Annotated in this window: 15 protein-coding genes; 4 read left to right on the top strand and 11 right to left on the bottom strand. The window is 64.7% G+C overall.

The window, feature by feature from the left end; translation table 11 throughout:
• Positions 1–681 carry an SDR family NAD(P)-dependent oxidoreductase gene (locus tag NLM31_RS13235; RefSeq protein WP_254129790.1) on the top strand — a complete coding sequence of 227 codons (681 nt, stop codon included), beginning with the start codon at positions 1–3 and terminating at the stop codon, positions 679–681.
• A gap of 1 nt (position 682) precedes the next feature.
• Here the strand turns inward: NLM31_RS13235 and NLM31_RS13230 are convergent, their stop codons facing one another.
• From NLM31_RS13230 to NLM31_RS13220, 3 genes are all read right to left on the bottom strand, one after another.
• A complete protein-coding gene (locus NLM31_RS13230) occupies positions 683–1,324 on the bottom strand; it encodes a glutathione S-transferase family protein (RefSeq protein ID WP_254129789.1) in 642 nt (213 codons plus the stop codon).
• 81 nt (positions 1,325–1,405) lie between these two features.
• Complete coding sequence (locus tag NLM31_RS13225; protein ID WP_375143560.1) at positions 1,406–4,699, bottom strand: DEAD/DEAH box helicase; 3,294 nt, start codon at positions 4,697–4,699, stop codon at positions 1,406–1,408.
• Between the two features lie 230 nt (positions 4,700–4,929).
• Positions 4,930–6,117, bottom strand: a complete 1,188-nt coding sequence (locus NLM31_RS13220) for a CaiB/BaiF CoA-transferase family protein (RefSeq protein ID WP_254129788.1) — start codon at positions 6,115–6,117, stop codon at positions 4,930–4,932.
• A gap of 173 nt (positions 6,118–6,290) precedes the next feature.
• Here NLM31_RS13220 and NLM31_RS13215 point away from each other — a divergent pair, with 173 nt between their 5' ends.
• Both NLM31_RS13215 and NLM31_RS13210 read left to right on the top strand, forming a co-directional pair.
• Positions 6,291–7,178, top strand: a complete 888-nt coding sequence (locus tag NLM31_RS13215; RefSeq protein ID WP_254129787.1) for a hypothetical protein — start codon at positions 6,291–6,293, stop codon at positions 7,176–7,178.
• Positions 7,179–7,303: 125 nt separating this feature from the next.
• Positions 7,304–7,528 (top strand): hypothetical protein, encoded by a 225-nt coding sequence (locus tag NLM31_RS13210; RefSeq protein ID WP_254129786.1) that lies wholly within the window; start codon positions 7,304–7,306, stop codon positions 7,526–7,528.
• Between the two features lie 111 nt (positions 7,529–7,639).
• On the opposite strand, the gene NLM31_RS13205 is transcribed toward NLM31_RS13210, so the two are convergent.
• Genes NLM31_RS13205 through NLM31_RS13195 form a run of 3 tightly spaced genes read right to left on the bottom strand, consistent with a single transcriptional unit; the run spans position 7,640 to position 13,951 of the window.
• Positions 7,640–10,537 carry an NHLP bacteriocin export ABC transporter permease/ATPase subunit gene (locus NLM31_RS13205; protein ID WP_254129785.1) on the bottom strand — a complete coding sequence of 966 codons (2,898 nt, stop codon included), beginning with the start codon at positions 10,535–10,537 and terminating at the stop codon, positions 7,640–7,642.
• Positions 10,534–12,693: an NHLP family bacteriocin export ABC transporter peptidase/permease/ATPase subunit gene (locus tag NLM31_RS13200; protein WP_254129784.1), complete on the bottom strand. Its 2,160-nt coding sequence runs from the start codon at positions 12,691–12,693 to the stop codon at positions 10,534–10,536. Before NLM31_RS13200 ends, NLM31_RS13205 begins: the two co-directional genes overlap by 4 nt.
• The gene (locus NLM31_RS13195; protein ID WP_254192497.1) at positions 12,686–13,951 is read right to left on the bottom strand and encodes an NHLP bacteriocin system secretion protein; all 1,266 of its coding nucleotides are present in this window, start codon (positions 13,949–13,951) and stop codon (positions 12,686–12,688) included. Before NLM31_RS13195 ends, NLM31_RS13200 begins: the two co-directional genes overlap by 8 nt.
• A gap of 143 nt (positions 13,952–14,094) precedes the next feature.
• On the opposite strand from NLM31_RS13195, the gene NLM31_RS13190 reads away from it, so the two are divergent.
• On the top strand, positions 14,095–14,622 hold the full coding sequence (locus NLM31_RS13190) for a hypothetical protein (protein ID WP_254192496.1): 528 nt from the start codon (positions 14,095–14,097) through the stop codon (positions 14,620–14,622).
• A 152-nt stretch (positions 14,623–14,774) separates the two neighbouring features.
• On the opposite strand, the gene NLM31_RS13185 is transcribed toward NLM31_RS13190, so the two are convergent.
• The 5 genes from NLM31_RS13185 to NLM31_RS13165 all read right to left on the bottom strand — a co-directional run bounded on the left by NLM31_RS13185 (position 14,775) and on the right by NLM31_RS13165 (position 19,155).
• The gene (locus NLM31_RS13185; protein WP_254129781.1) at positions 14,775–14,963 is read right to left on the bottom strand and encodes a hypothetical protein; all 189 of its coding nucleotides are present in this window, start codon (positions 14,961–14,963) and stop codon (positions 14,775–14,777) included.
• A gap of 203 nt (positions 14,964–15,166) precedes the next feature.
• Positions 15,167–15,382: a CCRG-2 family RiPP gene (locus tag NLM31_RS13180; protein ID WP_254129780.1), complete on the bottom strand. Its 216-nt coding sequence runs from the start codon at positions 15,380–15,382 to the stop codon at positions 15,167–15,169.
• A gap of 169 nt (positions 15,383–15,551) precedes the next feature.
• Positions 15,552–16,592, bottom strand: a complete 1,041-nt coding sequence (locus tag NLM31_RS13175) for an ABC transporter permease (RefSeq protein WP_254129779.1) — start codon at positions 16,590–16,592, stop codon at positions 15,552–15,554.
• Positions 16,589–18,115 (bottom strand): sugar ABC transporter ATP-binding protein, encoded by a 1,527-nt coding sequence (locus NLM31_RS13170; RefSeq protein ID WP_254129778.1) that lies wholly within the window; start codon positions 18,113–18,115, stop codon positions 16,589–16,591. The genes NLM31_RS13175 and NLM31_RS13170 overlap by 4 nt, the downstream gene beginning before the upstream one ends.
• A gap of 74 nt (positions 18,116–18,189) precedes the next feature.
• A complete protein-coding gene (locus NLM31_RS13165; protein ID WP_254129777.1) occupies positions 18,190–19,155 on the bottom strand; it encodes a sugar-binding protein in 966 nt (321 codons plus the stop codon).
• Positions 19,156–19,388: the final 233 nt, after the last annotated feature.

Here is a 19,388-nt window from a genome sequence, read left to right as displayed (position 1 = left end):
ATGGACAAGAGGCCGCACGCGCTCGTCACGGGTGCCAGTTCCGGGATTGGCGCTGCGATCGTCGAGCGCCTGTTGCGCGACGGCTGGCGCGTCACGGGCATCAGCCGCCGGCCTGCCCCATTCGACCATCCGGCGTTCGGTCATTTGTCGCTCGACCTCGGCAAGGTCGAGACTATCGCGAGCGCCGTCGCTGATCTCACGCCGACCGCGCTCGTTCATGCCGCCGGCCTGCTCAAGGTCGGCCCGCTCGGATCGCTCGACCATGACGACGGCGCTGCGATGTGGCGGCTGCATGTCGATGTCGCCGAGCGTCTCGCCGACGCGCTGGCGCCACGTCTGCCGGAGGGTGGACGCATCGTCTTCATCGGCAGCCGCACCGCATCGGGCGCGGCCGGCCGTGGCCAATATGCGGCGACGAAAGCGGCGCTGGTCGCAATGGCGCGGTCCTGGGCGAGCGAGCTCGCACCGCGCGGTATCACGGTGAACGTCGTCGCTCCCGCGGCGACCGAGACGCCGATGCTGAAGGACCCGACGCGGGCCAACGTCACGCCAAAACTCCCGCCGATCGGCCGCTTCATTCAACCTGATGAAGTCGCGGCCACGGTCGCGTTCCTGCTCTCGGCCGATGCCGGTGCGATCACCGGCCAGCAGCTCGTGATCTGCGGCGGCAGTTCGCTTTGAGTTACAATCCCGGCGATCTCGCCGCCCAGGCCTTGGTGGCCTGACAGCTTTCCATCGCTCGCATGTAGGCATGGCGTGCCGTCGTGCGGGCGAGATAGTCCCGCTCGGTCAAACCCGGGACGTAATTGCCGGTTCGCAGGCCGAGCAGGAGGGCGTAGCTCACCGAGATATCGGCAGCCGTGAATCGGTCGCCGGCGAGATAGGGGCAATCCGCGAGGCGGCGGATCACCAACCCCAGCCGGCTCTCGAAGGTCTCGTGCGCCCAACGGGTCACCCGCACCTCTCGCTCGGCTTCGGGCGCCAGTTGGCGGCCGACGATGACGGCGTTCATAGGCCCGGCGAGCCCGGCCTCGCCCAAGTGGAGAAATTGCAGATAGGACGCGAAGGCGGGATCGTTCGGGGCGACGGCGAGTGAACCTGAACCGTGGCGGGCGAGCAGATACTCGAGAATCGCGATCGATTCGACCATGATCGTCTCGCCGTCCTGCAGCGCGGGAATGAAGCCGGCGGGGTTGATCGCGAGGAAATCGCGATCAATCTCGGCTGCGAGCAGATCGACCGGATGCAGCCGGTAAGCCAATCCCAATTCCTCGAGCAGCCAGACAACACGGAAGCCCCGGCCTTCGCCATAGACGGTGAGCATGGTTGAGCACTCCAGGATTGGGCGAGATGTACCAATTCGCAGAGGTAAGACAGTTCCCACTTCGTGGGGTTGCAATCGAGGTCAGGACTCGTCGAGCAGCTCCAGCAGTTCCTCGACCCGCTCGAACGGGGCATCGCGCATCGGGCTGTGATAGACGACGCGATCGCCGTCGCGCTGCAGGGTCTTCCCCTTCGACTTCCGCAACCGTCCCGGCAGGAACGTCGCGGCGACCGCGGCCTGCCCGACGTCGAGGCGGATGATGCCTCTGCGCTTGCAGTCCAGCCTCAACCGCGCTGCCGCGAAGAAATCGCGGGCAGCCGGCGGCAACGGTCCGAAGCGGCGCGAGGTTTCCTCCTCGAGATCGTCCAGCTCGTCCTCGTTGGCGCAGCGCGCGGCGCGGGCATAGAGCTCCAGCCGCACCGGCGCCGATTGCACGTAGCTTGCGGGCAGCATGTCCGCGACCGGCAGATTGAGGTCGGGCACCCACACCACGGACATGCCGTCATCGACCTTCTCCGAGGCCATCTTCAAAAGATGACTGTAGAGCACGGGGCCGAACACCTGGACGTGGCCGGATTGCTGCTCCGAGAACAGATCGCCGGCGCCGCGAAGATCGAGGTCGCGCTCGCTGATCGCAAAACCCGCGCCCGGCCGGCTGAACTCCTCCAGCACGGCGAGCCGCTTCTCGGATTGCACCGAGGCCGACTCGGTGAGGAGATAGGCGAAGGCCCGGATGCCGCCACGGCCGACGCGCCCGCGCAGCTGATGCAGCTGGGCGAGACCGAAATTTTCCGGCCAGCACACCACGATGGTGTTGGCGCGCGGGATGTCGAGGCCGCTCTCGACGATGTTGGTGGCGAGCAGCACATCGGCCTTGCCCTCGACGAACGTCATCATCCGCTCGTCGATCTCGTCGGCCGGCAGCTTGCCGTGCAGGCAGACGATCTTGAGATCGGGCGCCACCGCCTGCACGCGCGCCAGCATCGGCTCGAGGTCTTGGATGCGCGGGCAGATCAGAAAACTCTGCCCGTGCCGCCGCTGCTCGCGCAGCAAGGCCGAGGCGATGGCGGCATCGGACAGCGGCGCGATCTTGGTCGCGACCGGGAGCCGATGCACAGGCGGCGATGCGATGACGCTCAGATCCCTGAAGCCGGCAAGACCCGCGGCGAGCGTGCGCGGGATCGGCGTGGCGCTCATCCAGAGCGTATGCGCATTCTTGGCGAGCCCGGACAGCTTTGCCTTCTCGGCGGCGCCGAAATGCTGCTCCTCGTCGATGATGACGAGCCCGAGATCGTCGAACTTCACGTCCTTCGAGGTGAGCGCCTGCGTTCCGACCACGACTTTGATCCGGCCGCTGCGCAAGCCTTCCCTGGTCTCCCGCGTCTCGGCACCGGAGGTGGCGCGCGACAGGCTGCCGACCTCGATATCGAGCGGCGCAAACCGCTTGCGGAAGGTCGCGACATGCTGCCGGGCCAAGACGGTCGTCGGCACCGCGATCGCCACCTGCTTTCCGGACAGCACGACGGCTGCCGCCGCCCGCAGCGCCACCTCGGTCTTGCCGAAGCCGACGTCGCCGCAGATCACGCGGTCCATGGGATGGCCGGACGCGAGATCATCCAGCACGTCGTGGATCGCCTTGGCCTGATCGATCGTCGTGAAATAGGGGAAGCGCGCGACGAATTTTTCGTAGGCCGAGCCCGGCGGGACCAGCTTTTCCGCCTTGCGCCGCTTGCGCTGGCTGATGTGCTTGGCAAGCACCTTGCCGGCGGCCTGGATCTCCTGCTCTGCCTCGCTGCGGCGGGCCCACCAGGTGCTGCCATCCGCCTTGTCGAGTGCGAGCTTGCCACGCTCCGTCGAGTAGGGCCACATCTGCGCCAGATCGGGCGGCGGCACCAGCACTGCGTTGTCGCCGGCGAAGGACAGCCGGACCATCTCACGCATGGCGCCGCCGCCCGTGTTCACGGTCTGCAAGCCATCGAGCACGCCGATGCCGCGCTGGAGATGCACCACCACCGTGCCCTGCTCCGGCACGTCGGCATGATCGAACGCCGCGCTCCAGCTGCGCGCCATCGGCTGCGGATGATGCGCGCGGCTGCCGAGCACGTCGGTCGCGGTCAGGACGACAGCAGGCTTCTTGCCGGGAATGACGAAGCCGCCATCGAGATCGGCGAGCAACGCCACGTCGCGAGGGCGCGCGTCCTCGGCCTCGGCCCAATCTGCGACGCGTTCCGCCTTGACGCCGCTCATCCGCTCCATCGTGCGCAGATCCTCCTCGATCGCGGCAGCGAGGATCAGACGCGAACCGGCGCGCCTGGCTTCATCGACGAAGGCGCGAAGCGCTTTCCTGGCGGATGAGAGCTTGGAAAATTCCGGCGTCGGCTGGAATGGAGCGGACCGCGGCAGCACCTTCATGCCACGGGCCGCCTGCTTCCAGTCGCTCCACGCCAGATATTCGCGCTCCCGGTCGGCGCGGCCCGCGGCCTCCTCGATCGTGCTCAGCCAGGCATCGGCATGCACGGCAACGCCGGCATCCGCGATCCATTTGGCCTTGCCGCAATAGTCGAACAGCGTCGCGCGCTTAGGCCGCGCGCCAGTGATGGCTAGCCGCTCCGACATGGGATCGACGAGAAGCTCCTTGGTCTCGAAGATGATGTCGTGCTCTTGCGGATCGAACGCCACGATCCGTTTGATGATGCGCCCGGAATGCTCCACCCGGAACGGCCCCAGCGCGCCTGCGGGAAATATCTCAAAGGTCTGGCCGTGAAACAGCGCGCCGCCCGGATAATCCGGCTCGTCGTCGAGATCATAGCCCAGCTCTTCGAGACGGACGCGAAGCTCGCTCTCGGAGAAACTGCCGCCGACCTTCAAACCCGTATTCAGGCGCAGCAGGCTCGCCGGCGGCGGCAGGCGCTCCATCACCGCTTCCGCCGTCGAGACCAGAAAGATCGGCTGCCTGGATTTCGCAAGGCGACGCAGCACCGAGGCGCGGCGGCCGGCGATCTCGCGCGATGGTTCCAGCTGATCGAACGGCAGCGTGTTCAGCCGCGGGAAGACCAGGACCTCGCAGGACGGGTCGAGCGCGTGAATCACGCTGCCGAGCCGCTCTGCCCTGTTCTCGCTCTCGGCGAGGAAGACGAGACCGCTGCGCCCGGAGTCCTTCCACTGCGCCAGCAGGTGCAGCGCCATCATGCCCAGCGGCGAAGACGACGCGATCGTGGCGCGCTGCGCGCCTTTGCTCGTCTTGGGAGTGCTCTTGCTCAGTGAGCGCCTGCTTGTCGAACTCTTGACGAGTGGGCTCTTGGCGAGTGAGCGCTTTTTGAGCGAGCCCTTCTTCGGAGAGCTCTTGGCTGGCCGCAATTTCTTGGAATGACGCACGTGAATCCGTTTCTCGTCGTAGGCAGTCGCTAATGGCACGCGCAGCCGAGTTCGTCTCGATTCGGTCGCGGTTGGTCATGCAAATGGGACGAGGCGTGCGAAGGCACGCCTCCCCAAAACAACCTCGTGCGACGCAGAGGTCGCCGGCCAACGCAAAAAGCGCGAGGATGAGCCGCCAGTCGTCTAGCAGACGCGCCGGCTCATTTCCACTCCTGTCTCGATTGCCGCGGCTAAATGATGCCGCTCTGCCGCAGCGCTGCAATGGCGGCCTTGTCGTAGCCGAGTTCCGCCAGCACAGAATCAGTATGCTCGCCGAGCGTCGGCGGACGCGCCGCGATTTCGCCGGGTGTTTCCGACAACCGGATGGCGGCGCGGGCAACCGGCGCCTGCTTCGGCAAGCCGGGATAGTCGACGTCCTGCAAGAAGCCGGCGGCGCGAATGTGCGGATGATCCAGCGCCTGCTGCGGGCTCAGCACAGGCCCGGTTGGAATCATCGCCTTGCCGAGCGTATCGACCGCTTCCTGCGTGGTGCGCTCCGCGCACCAGCGCGCCATCCGCTCGCTGATGACGGGTCCGTTATTGCCGCGGCTGATGTCGTCGGCAAAGCGCGGATCGTTCAGCCAAAGCTCCTCCTCGCCCATCAGTCTCGCCCAGCGCTTGAACAGCGGATGCCCCGTGACCTGGCACAGCACCCAACCGTCCTTGGTCCGATAGATATCTGCGGGCGCCGCGGTCTGGCCGAGATTGCCGGTCGGAACGCGATTGACGTTGATGACCGCCTGCTCGATCAGCGTCGCATTGGTGAAGGACAATGCGGTTGCGAGCAGCGCGCCCTCGACGATCTGCCCGCGCCCGGACTTGCCGCGCTCGATCAGGGCTGCGAGCGTGCCGAACGCGCAATGCAGCGCGGTGCCGAAATCGACCCAGTTCACCGCCGCGCGGTAAGGCGGATTGCCGGCGCCGGTCATGTAGACCGAGCCCGACATGACCTGTCCGACGCCATCGAAGCCGACGCGGTCGGACCACGGCCCCGGCCCGCCGAACGCGGTGGCGGTCGTCAGGATGATGTCCGGCTTGATCGCCTTCAACGAGTCGTAATCGAGCTTCATGGCGCGGAGCGTCTGCGGCGGCAGATTGGCGACGACCACGTCTGCCGTCGCTACCAGCCGGCGCATCACCTCCTGCCCCTCCGGCGTCATCGGATCGAGCGTGATGCACTTCTTGTTGCGGTTGACCTGGAGGAACAGCGCGCCCTCGCCGCCTTCGCCGACCGGCGCCACGAAGCGATCCTCGCTGCCGTCGCGCTTTTCGACGCGAATGACCTCGGCGCCGAACTCGGCCAGCAATGTCGCGCAATACGGGCCCGCGATATAGCGCCCGAAATCGAGGACGCGCACGCCTTCCAGAACTCCCCCCATCGACCTCTTCTTTCGCTCACGATTTGCGGTCAGATTACAGGGAATGGGTGCCACGGCAAGGTGCAGCGCACACGTTGCCGCGCTCCCAAGATGTGATCATTCAACCGTTTCGGCTGGCGGAAATTCTGCTCTAGTATGGACCCAGTCGTCCCTCCAGCGAGAAGCTCACATCCATGCCGCAACAATTCGATCGATCCGCAGAAGATCTCGGCAACGCCATCCATTTCGAGCACGTCAACATCCAGGTTCCGGACCAGCGCCTCGCCACGCTGTTCTACGTCACCGGCCTCGGACTGACCCGCGATCCCTATCTGATGGTGTCCGACACCAACATGTGGATCAATGCCGGACGAAGCCAGTTTCATCTGCCGAGCGGCAAGGCGCAGGTGCTGCGCGGCCATACCGGGCTCGTGATCGAGGGCCGCGAGGCGCTGCTGGCGCGACTGGCCTCGGTCAAAAGCAAGCTCGAAGGCACGGCCTTCGCATACGCCGAGCATAATGACCATGTCGAAGCGACCTGCCCATGGGGCAACCGCATCCGCGTCCACGAACCCGACGCGGCGCGCTTCGGACGCATCACGCTCGGCATCCCCTATGTCGAGTTCGAGGTGCCGGCCGGATCGGCGCAGGCGATCTGCGCCTTCTATCCGGAGATCATGGGCATGCCCGCGGCCTTGCGCAACGGCGACGGCAAGGTCGCGGCGGTGAAGACCGGCCGCGACCAGCATCTGCTATTCCGCGAGACCGACCGGACGCAGCCCGATTATGACGGCCACCATGTGCAGATGTACATCACCGATTTCTCCGGCCCCTACCGCAAGCTGCTGGCGCGCGACCTGATCTCCCGCGAGGACAACCAGTATCAGTACCGCTTCTGCGACATCGTCGATCTCGACAGCGGCAAGCCTCTCTTCACCGTCGAGCACGAGGTGCGCAGCGCGACGCATCCGATGTTCATGCGGCCGATGGTCAATCGCAATCCGGCGGTGAACAACCGCAACTACGCCTACAGCCACGATCAGGCCTCGTGGGCGATGGGCCCGGACCAATACGAGGGATAGGACTCCGGCGACGAAATTCGCGACAGGGAGAGCAACGTGATACCGGTCACGGCGCTCGCGTGATGCATGCGGCATGCTGTCAACAGTTGCAGGGATGATCCCGCAGCGTGAACAGGAGAGACAACATGACCCATCAGATTAACGACAACGCCAATTGCGAACTCTCGATGGAGCAGCTCGACGGTGTTGCCGGCGGCAGCTGGTTCAGCAGCCTCGTGCATTCCGTCGAGCATGGCCTGAAGTCGTTCTTCACCAACCCGGTCGTGGCTGGGATCGCCGCCGGCATCATCGTGGTCGGCGGTATCGTCACCGGCGCCGGCGGCGGCAACCCGCCCCAGAGGCTGAACTAAGGCCAGCCCGCAGGGCGGCCTCTCAGCCGCCGAGTTGACAGCTCAATCAGGAAGCTCCCGGACAAAGAGGTCCGGGAGTTTTCGTTTGGGATGACCGGACGGACGAAGCGCTCAGAGCATCTGGCGGCGCGCGAACGAGGCGAACATGCCGGAGGCGGCGTTCAGCTCGGCGAACGTCCCGGTCTCGACGATCTTGCCGTCGACCAGCACGATGATCCGGTCGGCGCGCTGCACGGTGCTGAGCCGGTGTGCGATCACGATGCGGGTGACGTTGAGATTTTCCAGCGCGTCGCTGACGATGGCCTGGGATTGATTGTCCAGCGAGCTCGTCGCCTCATCGAACAAGAGAATGCGCGGACGCCGCGCGATCGCCCGCGCGATCATGATGCGCTGGCGCTGGCCGCCGGACAGCGTGCTGACGCCTTCGGACACCTGGGTCAGCATCCCCATCGGCATCGCCCTGATGTCGTCCTCGATGCCGGCGAGGCGCGCGGCCTCCCAGGCCTGGTCGAGCGGCAGCCGGATTCCACCGCAGATGTTCTCGTAGAGATTTCCGTTGGCGAGCTTGGCGTTCTGCAGGACCACGCCGAGCTGGCGCCGCAGCGCGCTCGCATCCAGCGTTTCGATCGACTTGCCGTCGTAGAACACCGCGCCCGATTCCGCGCGCTCGAACCCCAGCAGCAGCCGGAACAGCGACGATTTCCCGCTGCCGGACGGCCCGACCACCGCGACATATTCGCCGGGCGTGATCTTCAAGGTGACGTTGTCGAGCACCAGCGGCCCGTTCGCCAGATACCGGAACGACACGCGCGCGAGCTCGACCGACCCGGACAGCTCCCCCGGCGGCTGCCGGTCGTCGGGGATTTCCGTCGGACTCGCGATCAGTGGGCGCAGCCGCAGCAGCGGCGGGATGGCAATCAGCGCCTCGCTCACACCCGCTGCCCAGGAGCCGACCGAGCCCATGGATTGACCGAACGCGGAAAAGAACGCGAAGAACGTGCCGATGTCGGTGAGCAAGCCGCTGCTCGAATAGGACGCGTAGGCGTAGATGATCAGCGTCGCGATGGTGGGAAACGCCGTCTCGAATGCGCCGAGGCCGTTGCCCGCCACCTGCGACGACACGAAGTACTGCTTCTGGGTCGCGAACTGCTTCGACCAGATCGCGAGCGCGCGGGACGTCGCCGCCGAGACGCGCAATTTGCCGACGCCGGTCAGGAGCTGAAGCACGAAGCCCGAGACCTTGCCCTGCTGGTTGAAGTGCTTGCTCTCGAAATGCAGCCGCACCAGGTTGGTGCCGATGATCGCCACCGCACGGACGAAGGTCAGCGCAGTCGCGACCAGCGCCAGCTTGGGGCTGTAATAGAGCATCAAGCCGAGGCTGAAGACACAGAACAGGCCGGCGATCATGCCGCGCAGGGCGTGACCGGTCAGGGCCCGCCGCGCCGCATCGATGCCCATGGCGCGGTCGACCAGCTCGCCGGCGGTGAACTCGCGGAAAACGGCAGTCGGCAACCGGAGCAGCCGATCGATCAACGCCGATTGCAGCCGCCAGTCGATCGAAGCCTCCATCCGCAGCATGACGAAGGCCTGCATGACCTGGACGCCGGCCACCGACAGGCCCGCCAAAATCAGCGCGAGCGCGCAGAAGGCAAGCTGGTCCAGCTCCGATCGCGGGATGATCGAGCTGATCAAGAGATTGGTGACGAACGGCGTCACCAGCGACAACAGGCCGATCATGACCACCGACAGCGCGATGCGCAGCCCGCTGCCACGGGCATAGCGCAGCGAGAATCGCAGAAGATCCTTGAATGTCAGCGCCCGCGACGGCAGCGGCGGATAGAAATTGGCCGCTTCCGGCGCGATTTGCGCCGCGATGGTCCGATCGACCGGCCGGCGCACTTTCGTGAGCGGGTCGATCATCAGGTATCCGCGACGAGGCTCGTAGACGAGCGCGACCGGGACGCGCGTTTCGCCATACCAGCCGACCATCGGGCCTGCATCCAGTCTCCACCAGTCCTGGCGCAGCAGAACCTCGCGCAGCCGCAGGCGCGCGGCCTGCGCGATCTGGGTGAGCCCGGCAAAATCCTGCGCGCTGCCTTCGCCGCGGCTGGAGATCGCGATCGGCGCCCGCATCGCGTTGCCGACGATCTGGCATGCGCCGACCAACCTGTCGGACCAGGAGGCATCGACCGCATCGTGATCGAAGCGTCGCACGATGATGCCGGACAGGCGGTCGAAGGCCTCCACCGCCTGCGTTGCAGCGAGCCCGGTTCGGCTCGCCAGCCGCGCGCTCTCATCTTGCGTGTCGCGGACCAGGATGCCCTGGACACATTGAACGAAGCTTTGATGGAATTGATCGATCGCCGACCAGATCAGATCGTGCGCCGGTGCCTGTGCCGTCGCGCGCGCGGCACAGCCGTCTGCGCCCGCCTCGACCCACAAGCCCGATGTCAGCGGCAGCGGCGGGCTTCCCGCGGTGTAGCTCGTCCCGATCCCGATCAGGCTCAGCGCACCCCGCTCCACGGTCAGCCAGAGCAGGCCGCGCATCGGGCCGCGACGCGGTTCGCCCGCCGTCAGCGCCACCTCGCCCTCCGGCAATTCGGTCATCTGCCACAGCGGCGCCGGCCCCGCGACGAAGCGTGCGAGCCGCTCGATCCAGCGCACCGCCTGATCCGCGGATGCCAGCCCGCCCCTCGGCACGACTGACACCAGCGTGTCCTGTGCGCCCACCGCGATGAAGCGCAGACCATCCGGGGATGACGCGGGAAAACCCGGGAGATCGGGAATGATGTCGCCGCGTTCAATGCGGAACAGATGATGCCGGCTGCCGGATCTGCCATCGCTGATGTCGACGGCAAAGATGTCCGCGTGACCGGCAACGACCTCCAACACATGGCCATGGTGATCGAGCAGGATGGGCCGGCGGCCATCGAGCGCCATTTCGCCCGGCAATCCCGGCGATGCGACGAGGCCTGCCCCGGACACGATATTGTCGATGCCAACACTCATTCCTGCGATACCAGGCGGGCATATTCGCCGTTCAGGGCGAGAAGGGTCTCGTGGGTGCCGCGCTCGGCGACCTTGCCCTGCCGCAACACCACGATCTCGTCGCAATCCCTGATCGTGCTCAGGCGATGCGCGATGATGATGCAGGTGCAGCCACAACGGCGCAGATTGTCGTCGATGGCCTTCTCCGTGACGGGGTCGAGCGCCGCGGTCGCCTCGTCGAGCACGACGATGGACGGACGGCCGACCAGCGCGCGGGCGATCTCGATACGCTGGCGCTGGCCGCCGCTGAAATTGGTGCCGCCTTCGCTGACATAGGAATCGTAATTGCCGGCCCGGATCGCGATATCGTCCTGGATCTCGCCGTCCTTGAGCGCCCGGGTGAGATCGATGTCGGGCGTCGTGCGGTCCCAGAGCGTGAGATTGTCGCGGACCGAGCCCTCGAACAGGAAGATGTCCTGGTCGACATAGGCGATCGAGTTGGCGAGGATGTCGGGCGGAACATCCTGAAGCCTGGTCCCGTCGATCAGGATCTCGCCGGCCCAGGGCTTGTAGAGCCCGCAGACCAGGCGGCCGAGGGTGGACTTGCCGCTGCCGGAAGCGCCGACCAGCGCCACGCGCGAGCCTGGAACCACGGTCATCGAGAGATCGGAGATGAGCGGCGGCTCGAGCAGCGAATAGCCGAACTGCACGTCCCTGAATTCGATCCGTCCGTCGAGCCGCGCTGGGAAGGTCTTGTCCGATGCGCGCGCGGGCTCACTGAGCGGATAATTGTAGACGTCCTCGAGGCGGTCGAGCGCGCCCTTGATCAGTTGAAAGGAGCCCGCCTGATTGACCAGCGTCGCCACCGGCTCGGAGAAGCTCGCCATCAGAGCCTGGAAGGCGACGAGACTGCCGAGCGTGAGTGAGCCCTCGATCACCCGCAAGCCGCCGAGGATCAGGATCGCGGTCACGGTCATGCCGGCGATCAGGGTCGGGATCATGTCGAGGATGATCGACGACGACGCCAGATCGCGCTCGGCATTCAGCACCTTGGCCTGGATGCCGGACCATTGCCCGAACGCCTCGTGCTCGAGCCCGCTCGCCTTGATCGTCTCGATCGACCTGACGATGCTGACGACGGCACCGAGCAGCTTGCCGCGCTCCAGCGAGAGCCCGCGGCTGAGATCCTCCCGGCGTCGCATCGACAGCCGCAAGGTGAGAACATTGAGCAGCGACAGGCCGATGCAGACCGCGGCCAGCCAGTGATCGTAGACGATCATCGCGAACGCGAAGAACGCCACCGAGGTGAGGCTGAGCGCGTTCGCCGCAATGCCGCCCGCCAGCAGCCGCGCAATCTGATCATTGGCTCCCACGCGCGCCGCGATGTCGCCGGCGTGACGCTGGGTGAAGAACTCGATCGGCAAGGCCATCACCCGCCAGAGAAAGCGGCTGATCATTACCACCGAGAGTTTTGTCTGCAGCCGCAGCAGCAGCGATTGTTGCAGCAGCGTCAGGATGGTGCGGATCAGCGCGGTCGCGGCCATGCCGACCAGCAGCGGGCGCAGCCAACCGTTCAGATGCTGAATCAGAATGTCGTCGATGAAGATCTTGGAGAAGCTCGCGGCCACGAGGCCGGGGACGACCATGACGAAGCTGAGCAGGATGAGCAGTCCAACCGCGGCCTTGGAGCCGCGCAATTCCCGCAGCAGCAGTTTCAATCCGGCCGGCTTGCCGCCGGTCGGCGCGAACCCGGGCTCCGGCTGCATGGTGAGGACGACGCCGGTAAAACTGCGGTCGAGCTCATCGATGCCGATCTGCCGGCGTCCGAAGGCGGGATCGTTGATCGATGCGGATTTGCCCTTGATGCCTTCCAGAACGACGAAATGATTGAAGTTCCAGTGGATGATGCAAGGTGTCGGCGCCGAGCCCAGCGTTGCGAGGTCCAGCCGAAATCCCTTCGCCGACAACCCGAAGCGCTTCGCCGCCTTGACGATGTTGCTGGCCTTGCTGCCGTCGCGGGAGACGCCGCATTCGACGCGAAGCTGCTCCAGCGGCACCCACGCGCCATAATGCGCGAGCACCATGGCAAGACACGCCGCGCCGCACTCCGCCGCCTCCATCTGCAAAATGGTCGGCGTGTGCTTGATGCCTGCAGCGGGCGAAGCGGGACTATCCATCGATCCCCGTCCACTTCCTGAGCAGGGGCACAACGAGATCGATCGGGCGCCGGCTTCGCGTGGTGATTTCGGCCTGCGCCAGTGTACCGCTGGTGAGATGAATCTGCGGTCCCTTACCCACCGCCCAGCGATAGCCGCTTGCGGTCGACGCGTCCTGGTTCAGCGACACCGCCACCGCATAGGGCGCGCCGTCATGGGAAAACACCTTCACGAGCTGATCGTTATGCAGCACGGCGGTCATGCCCTGCGGCGTCACCGGAAATTCCGAGACGCTCGACACCACGCCGATCATCGTGCCGAACTCCTCGCGCTTGACGGTGCTGGGGGCGACGCGCACCTGGTAGCCCGGCTTGACGCTCTTGCCCTGTTCGGCGGGGATGTAGACCACCGCTTCCAGCCGGGCGCCCTCGTCTTCGATGAGGACGACCGGGGTGCCCACGCCGAGAACCGAGCCGGACGACGTCTTGATCTCCAGCACGCGCCCGGCGATTGGGCTCAACACCTGCGAATTACGCCCCAGCGTTCCCGCCAGCGCCTGCATCTCGCGGCGTGCATTGTTCGAGGCGAACTCGGCCTGCTGCAGCTCGCGCTCACGCTGGGTTTCGAGATCGGTCTTTTGGGCATGAAGCTTGAGAATCTCGTTTTGCGAATCCGTGCGGCGCTGCTGCGCCTCGGTCAATTCGAGACGGCGGTCCTCGAGCGTCTTTCGTGTCGTCAGCCCCTTCGCCATCAGCTGCTCGAGGTTCTTCACGTCGACATCCAGGGACTGGACGCGCTGCCCGGTCGCCTCGATGACCTTGTTGAAGGCGGCTTCGAGCTTGTCGAAGTTGGAGGCCTTGATCGCGAGCTCCGCGGTGACTTTCGCGGCCATGTCGTCGTGCTCGCGCTGACGCTCCCGGTAGGTTTCCACGGCGTTGCCGTACTTCTGCTCGATCTCGGTCTGCGAGATCTGGGCGATCACCTGTCCGCGCTCGACATGATCGCCGACGGAGACACCGAGCGAGGCGAGCCTGCCTTCGGCGGCCGAGACCGCATCGACGACGCGGCCGCTGCCGACCAGAATCCCCTGCCCCGACACGCGCGACGGGATCCGGCCGTAAATGCCCCAGACGAGCGCAGCGACAAGCGCGACCGTCACGATCGCGGCAAGGATCCAGTCGGCCGGCTTGGTGATCGCGACGAGATGATCGAGCTCCTCCGGCGAGGCCGCACGCTGCAGCGCGCTGGCGCGAAAGATTTTGTCAGTGCCCTCGGTCACGCTTCGCTCCCGCGCGAAAACTTGCAGCGCCATCGTCCGCGCGGACGACGCCGAGAATGGGATTGAGCGAAATTGTGAGCGGAGCTAAGCTCGCAACGAGAACCAGCTGCAATTGTCAAGGCAGAGGACATCGGACCCATCAGATGAATTGGCAAGCGGATCGCATCACGCTCACTGCAACGGCTCGCGCTCTCATCGCCCGGCTGGCGTGGCCATGCCTTGCCTTGCTGGTCGCCACGAATGTGTGCATTGCCGGTGTGCTGAGCCAGGCCGATCTGAAGAGGGTCGAGGATCTCAAGCCGATGTTCGCGGGCCTGATGGGCGATCTCGTGCAGACGTCGAAGAGGCCCGACATCTCCGCCGTCGACGCCGATTGCGTGAAGTCCACGATTCAAAATCTTGTCGAGATTTCTCAAGAGCTGTCCAGTTTCGAATATCTGATCACGATCGAGAAAGAGCTGACCAATGTCGGTGAGAATGACCCGACCCGCGACGTCGTGAAATTTGCCGTCGAGCAGTCTACCAATATCCTGACCAGCCAGCGCAAGAAGATCGCCCAACTGCCCGATCAATGCGCGAGGTCGCCTCTCGCCCTGGCCAAGGCCCAGCAGGCTCTGCAAGTCGTCGACGCGACGACAGGAATTTTGAGTTCTATTCGCTCTCGACTTTGAGGGGATTGATCGACGGTTGCGATGTCCGGACAAGCGCTTGCAGCCTCACCGGCACATCGTCTTCGCAGCTTACCGGGCGATGGATCGAAAGAGGTCATCCGAACGGATGACCTTTCCGCACTTTCCGGAATGCTGCCCGGCCCGGCTCGGGATTATCGCGGGGTGTAACGTCCCAGCACCGGCTTGGCGAAGACGTCTCGCATCGTCCAGCCCCCGACCGAGTGCGCATCCAGAAAGCTCTGGAAGTCGCTGTCGGCACTACCGCCCACCACGTTCTCCAGCACCGCATCATCGAGCAGAACCGCAGATTGTTCGTTTGCGGACGTCTTGAATTCGCTCATTGCCATCTCCTGTTTTCCTTGGGAGGGACTGCCCCTCTCGGTCAGTGCTCACAGGTATAGGATCCGGCATGCGTCGAAGCTGTGAGGCCAGTCACAGAGGGACACGCATCGGAACGCGCGACGGGATTTCGGCCATCAAACGACTGTCCCGGGCCTAAGGCCCGGGAACAACAAGTGCGACAAGCGTTGGAACCAGCAGGTCGTCAGGACATCTTGTGCGGCGGATGGGAGTTGTAGACCGGCCCGCCCAGAACCTTCTCAATGACCGACGCCACGCTCCCCGCGTTCTTCTCGACCCAGTGCAAGGCGTCGGACGCTTCGTGCTTGATCCAGCCCCACAGGCCGCCGCCGGCGACGGCCTCGAGCTCGTCGATGGAGAGCTCGCAATTCGCAAAGTCAGGCTTGGTCGAAACCGTCATCGTCATGTCTCCTGTTGATGCTGCGAGCTGATCCCGCAATCACGGGCAACATGTTGGCGCGCATCAGGAGTTGCTGTGACGGGGGTCACCTCGTTCGGGCTCTCGTTCGAACGGCGCTCGAGCAAGCCGGTTGCAGAGGCGGCCTTGCGTCAGCCCAAGCCTGGATTCGTCAGGTCTGGTCGCCTGTTCTCGCCGGCACCGCTTCCACGCCACGCGGTAGCGTCGACTTCGGTGCCGTGCGGGCGAGGCCGGCCAGCGCCAGCTTGCGTTTGCGTCGGGCCTGCAATTGCTGATCCGCCAACACGCCGATCAAAATCACCGTTCCCATCACCGCGAAGTTCAGGGAATTGGGGATGCCCAGGATGTTCACGAGGTTCTGCAGCACCTGCAGCAGCGCAGTCCCCAGCACGATACCGAGAATAGAACCCTCGCCGCCGCGCAGGCTGCACCCGCCCAGCACGGCCGCAGCAATCGCGTAGAGCTCATAGAAATTGCCGAAGGAGCTCGGAGATACCGAGTTGGTGTAGAACACGAACAACACCGTCGCAACGCCGGCGAGCCCACCGCTGATGATATAGGCGGTCGCGATCACCATATTCGTGTTGATGCCGGAGAAGCGCGCCGCCTCCTCGTTCTTGCCGACGGCATAAAGCCAGCGCCCGTAGACCGAACGGTGCAGCACCACGCCGAGGACGATTGCAAGGATGATCAGGAGGATGAAGGTGTTCGGGATGCCCGCCACTGCATGGCCGGAGGCAAGGTTGCTCAGGGTCGCGGCCTCGTCGCCGTAGCCGAAGCCGCGTGTCGAGTCGGTCGTATAATAACGGGCGGCGCCGCGATAGATCAGCAACCCGCACAGCGTCACGATGAAGGGCTGCATCTTCAGCCGCGTGATCAGGACGCCCTGAATGGCCCCCAGCACCAGTCCGCCCAGCAACACAGCCAGCAGCGCCAAGGGCCAGGGAACCTGGTACGTCGTCAGAAGATCGACGAAGACGACGCCGAGCAGCGCGAACATCGAGCCGAGCGAAAGGTCGATGCCGCCGGTGATGATCACGAGCCCTTCCCCGAGCGCAAACACACCGAACAGGCCGATCAGATTGGCCAGGTTCAACAGGTTCACCACCGACAGGAAAGCCGGATTGATCATGCCCGTGATGACGGAAATCACCACGAGCAGCAGGCCGAGGCCGAGTTCTTTCTTGTTCATTGCGCAGCGGCTTCCACGGGTTCCAGCGCCTGGCCTATTGCAAGCCGCAGCACGTTGTATTCGCTGAATTGCGAACGCTCCAGCACACCGCTGACTCGTCCCTCATGCATCACCGCGACCCGGTCGGAGACGCCGATGACCTCCTCCATGTCCGAGGAGATCATCACGATCGCGACGCCCTGGTCGGCGAGCTCGCGCATCAGCGCATAGATCTCGCTCTTGGCACCGACATCGATGCCGCGGGTCGGCTCGTCGAAGAACATCACGCGCGGCTGCATGGAGAGCCACTTGCCGAGCACGACTTTCTGCTGGTTGCCGCCGGAGAGGGTCACGGCCTCCATATCGACGCTGGGCACCTTGATGGAGAGCCGCCTCACCTGCTCCTTCGCGACATTGCGCTCGGACGCGCCGTTGATCAGCCACATCCGCGCATAATTCAGCAGGCTCGCCAGCGTCACGTTCTCGCAGATCGGCAGCTCCAGCACGAGCCCGGTTTTCTTGCGGTCCTCCGGCACCAGATAGATGCCTTGCCTGATCGCGTCCCGGGGCGATCCGACATGGACCTTCGCGTTGTCGATCCTGATCTCGCCACCCAGCACCGGATCGATGCCGAAGGCCGCACGGGCCAGCGACGTGCGACCGGCGCCCACCAGTCCTGCCAGTCCGAGGATCTCGCCATGCCGCACGGAAAGATCGATCTGCCGGTCGGGGAAGGCCGACGTCACGAGACCGGCGATGTCGCAGCCGCCCGGCTGTGGCGGCCGCTTCGGCGGCGTATGCAGCGTCTTCAGGTCGCGACCGATCATCAGCCGGATCATTGCGGCATGGCTGAGCTGGTCTCGCGCCAGCTCTCCCACCGTGCGCCCGTCGCGCAGCACCACGACGCGGTCGGCGCAGGTCATGATCTCGCCGAGCCGGTGGGAGATATAGATCACCGCGATGCCGTGCGCCTTCAGATCGGCAATCACCTCCAGCAACCGCTCGGTCTCCGAAATCGTCAGGCTCGAGGTCGGCTCGTCCATGATGATCACGCGGGCGTCGATCGAGAGCGCCTTGGCGATCTCCACCATCTGACGTTCGGCGATCGACAAATTGTCGACCAGCGTGTCGGGGCCGAAATCGGCACCCAGCCGCTCCAGCAGCGGCGTCACGCGGGCGCGCATCTGCGCGCTATTCACCAGCTTCAGCGGGCCGCCGACGAGCTTCTCGCGTCCGATGAAGACGTTCGCGGCAACGTCGAGATTCTCGAACAGGTTCAGTTCCTGATGCACGAAGGCGATGCCGGCCTGCGTCGCCTCGTTCACCGTCATGTGGGCGTGGTCGGTGCCGCCGATGCGGATCACGCCCGCACTGGGCTCAATCACGCCGCCCAAGACGCGCATCAAGGTCGACTTGCCGGCGCCATTCTCGCCGATCAGGCCCAACACCTCGCCGCGGTGCACGCGCAGGCTGACATCGTTGAGGGCCATGACGCCGGGATAGGACTTGCTGATCCCTGCGAGTTCGAACAGGATTTCCGCCATTCACTTCCTCCTGCTCGACACCCGACGGCCAAGTTCGCTGGTCATGGCCGCCAGGTGTCGAAAGGCACTCAAAGTCACTTCTTCAGCAGATCCTTCATCTTAGCGGTGAACTCCGCGACGTTGGTCTTGCTGATCACCTGGGTCGGCACGATCAGCTTGCTGTCAGCGGGAATCCAGGACTTGTCGCCGTTCAGCGTCTTGATGATGTTGGTGGCGGAGAGATAGCCGAATTCGAAAGGCTGCTGCACCACCGTCGACTCGATCGTGCCGTCGGAAATTCCCCGCAGCGTGCGCTGATCCTCGTCGAAGCCGACGATCTTCACCTTGCCGGCCTTGCCCGCCGCCTTGACCGCATCATAGATCAACGGCGTCTCGTAGCTCCAGAGGCCGGACAGCAGCGCAATGTCGGGATATTTGACGAGCACGTTCTCCATGTTCGCCTTGGCCTTGGCGGAGTCCACCTGGTCGGTGAACACGTCGACCAGCTCGATCTTGGTGCCGGCGATCGCTTCCTTGATACCCTGCACCCGCTCGCGGGCATTGTCCGCGTCCATCGTGCCGACGAACAGCGCGATCTTGCCGCCGTTCGGCAACGCCTTCTTGAACTCCTCGCCTGCTTGCCGCCCGGCCGCGACGTTGTCGGTGCCGATATAGGCGAGACGCTTGCTCTGCGGCGCGTCGCTGTCCGTCGTGATCAGGATGGTCTGGGACGCGACCTTGTTGAGCTCTTCGGTCGCATGCGGCGCATCGTCAACCGAGATGGAGATGCCGGCGACGCCGCGCACCAGCAGATCGTCCAGCTCGCGCCGCTGGCCCGCCGCGGTCGCATCGTTGGTGACGATCAACTGGATATCGTATTCCGGGTGCTCCTTCTGAGCCTTCTCGAGCCCGCGGCCTGCGATGACCCAGAAGTCGGCCGCTGCATTGGTCACCAGCGCGATGGTCTTCTTCTGCTGGGCCTGCGCCGGACCGGTCGCAAACGCGAACGCAGCAGCGGTCGCGAGCAACGGCACGAGCAATTTCTTCATTGATCCGTTCATGTGTACCTCCCTTTGGGCACCCCAGATGCGGGGCTTACAGCGCTTTTGCGCTCTATTTTATTCACGTAGCGAAGAAATGTTGCAGAGCAGAACATCGAAATCAAGATGCACTGGCCACTTCTTCAAGCGGAAATAGTACATGAGGCATGGTATTAGTAAATATGCCTCGCCATTACACATCGTGCGCTGTGTTTCTCTAGTTACACCGCAGCGATGGGCGCTTATTAAATTCA

It is taken from the genome of Bradyrhizobium sp. CCGUVB4N (assembly GCF_024199945.1).
Lineage (GTDB): Bacteria > Pseudomonadota > Alphaproteobacteria > Rhizobiales > Xanthobacteraceae > Bradyrhizobium.
Note: the sequence above shows the minus strand (reverse complement) of the source record. Positions and strands in the feature narration are given on the sequence as shown.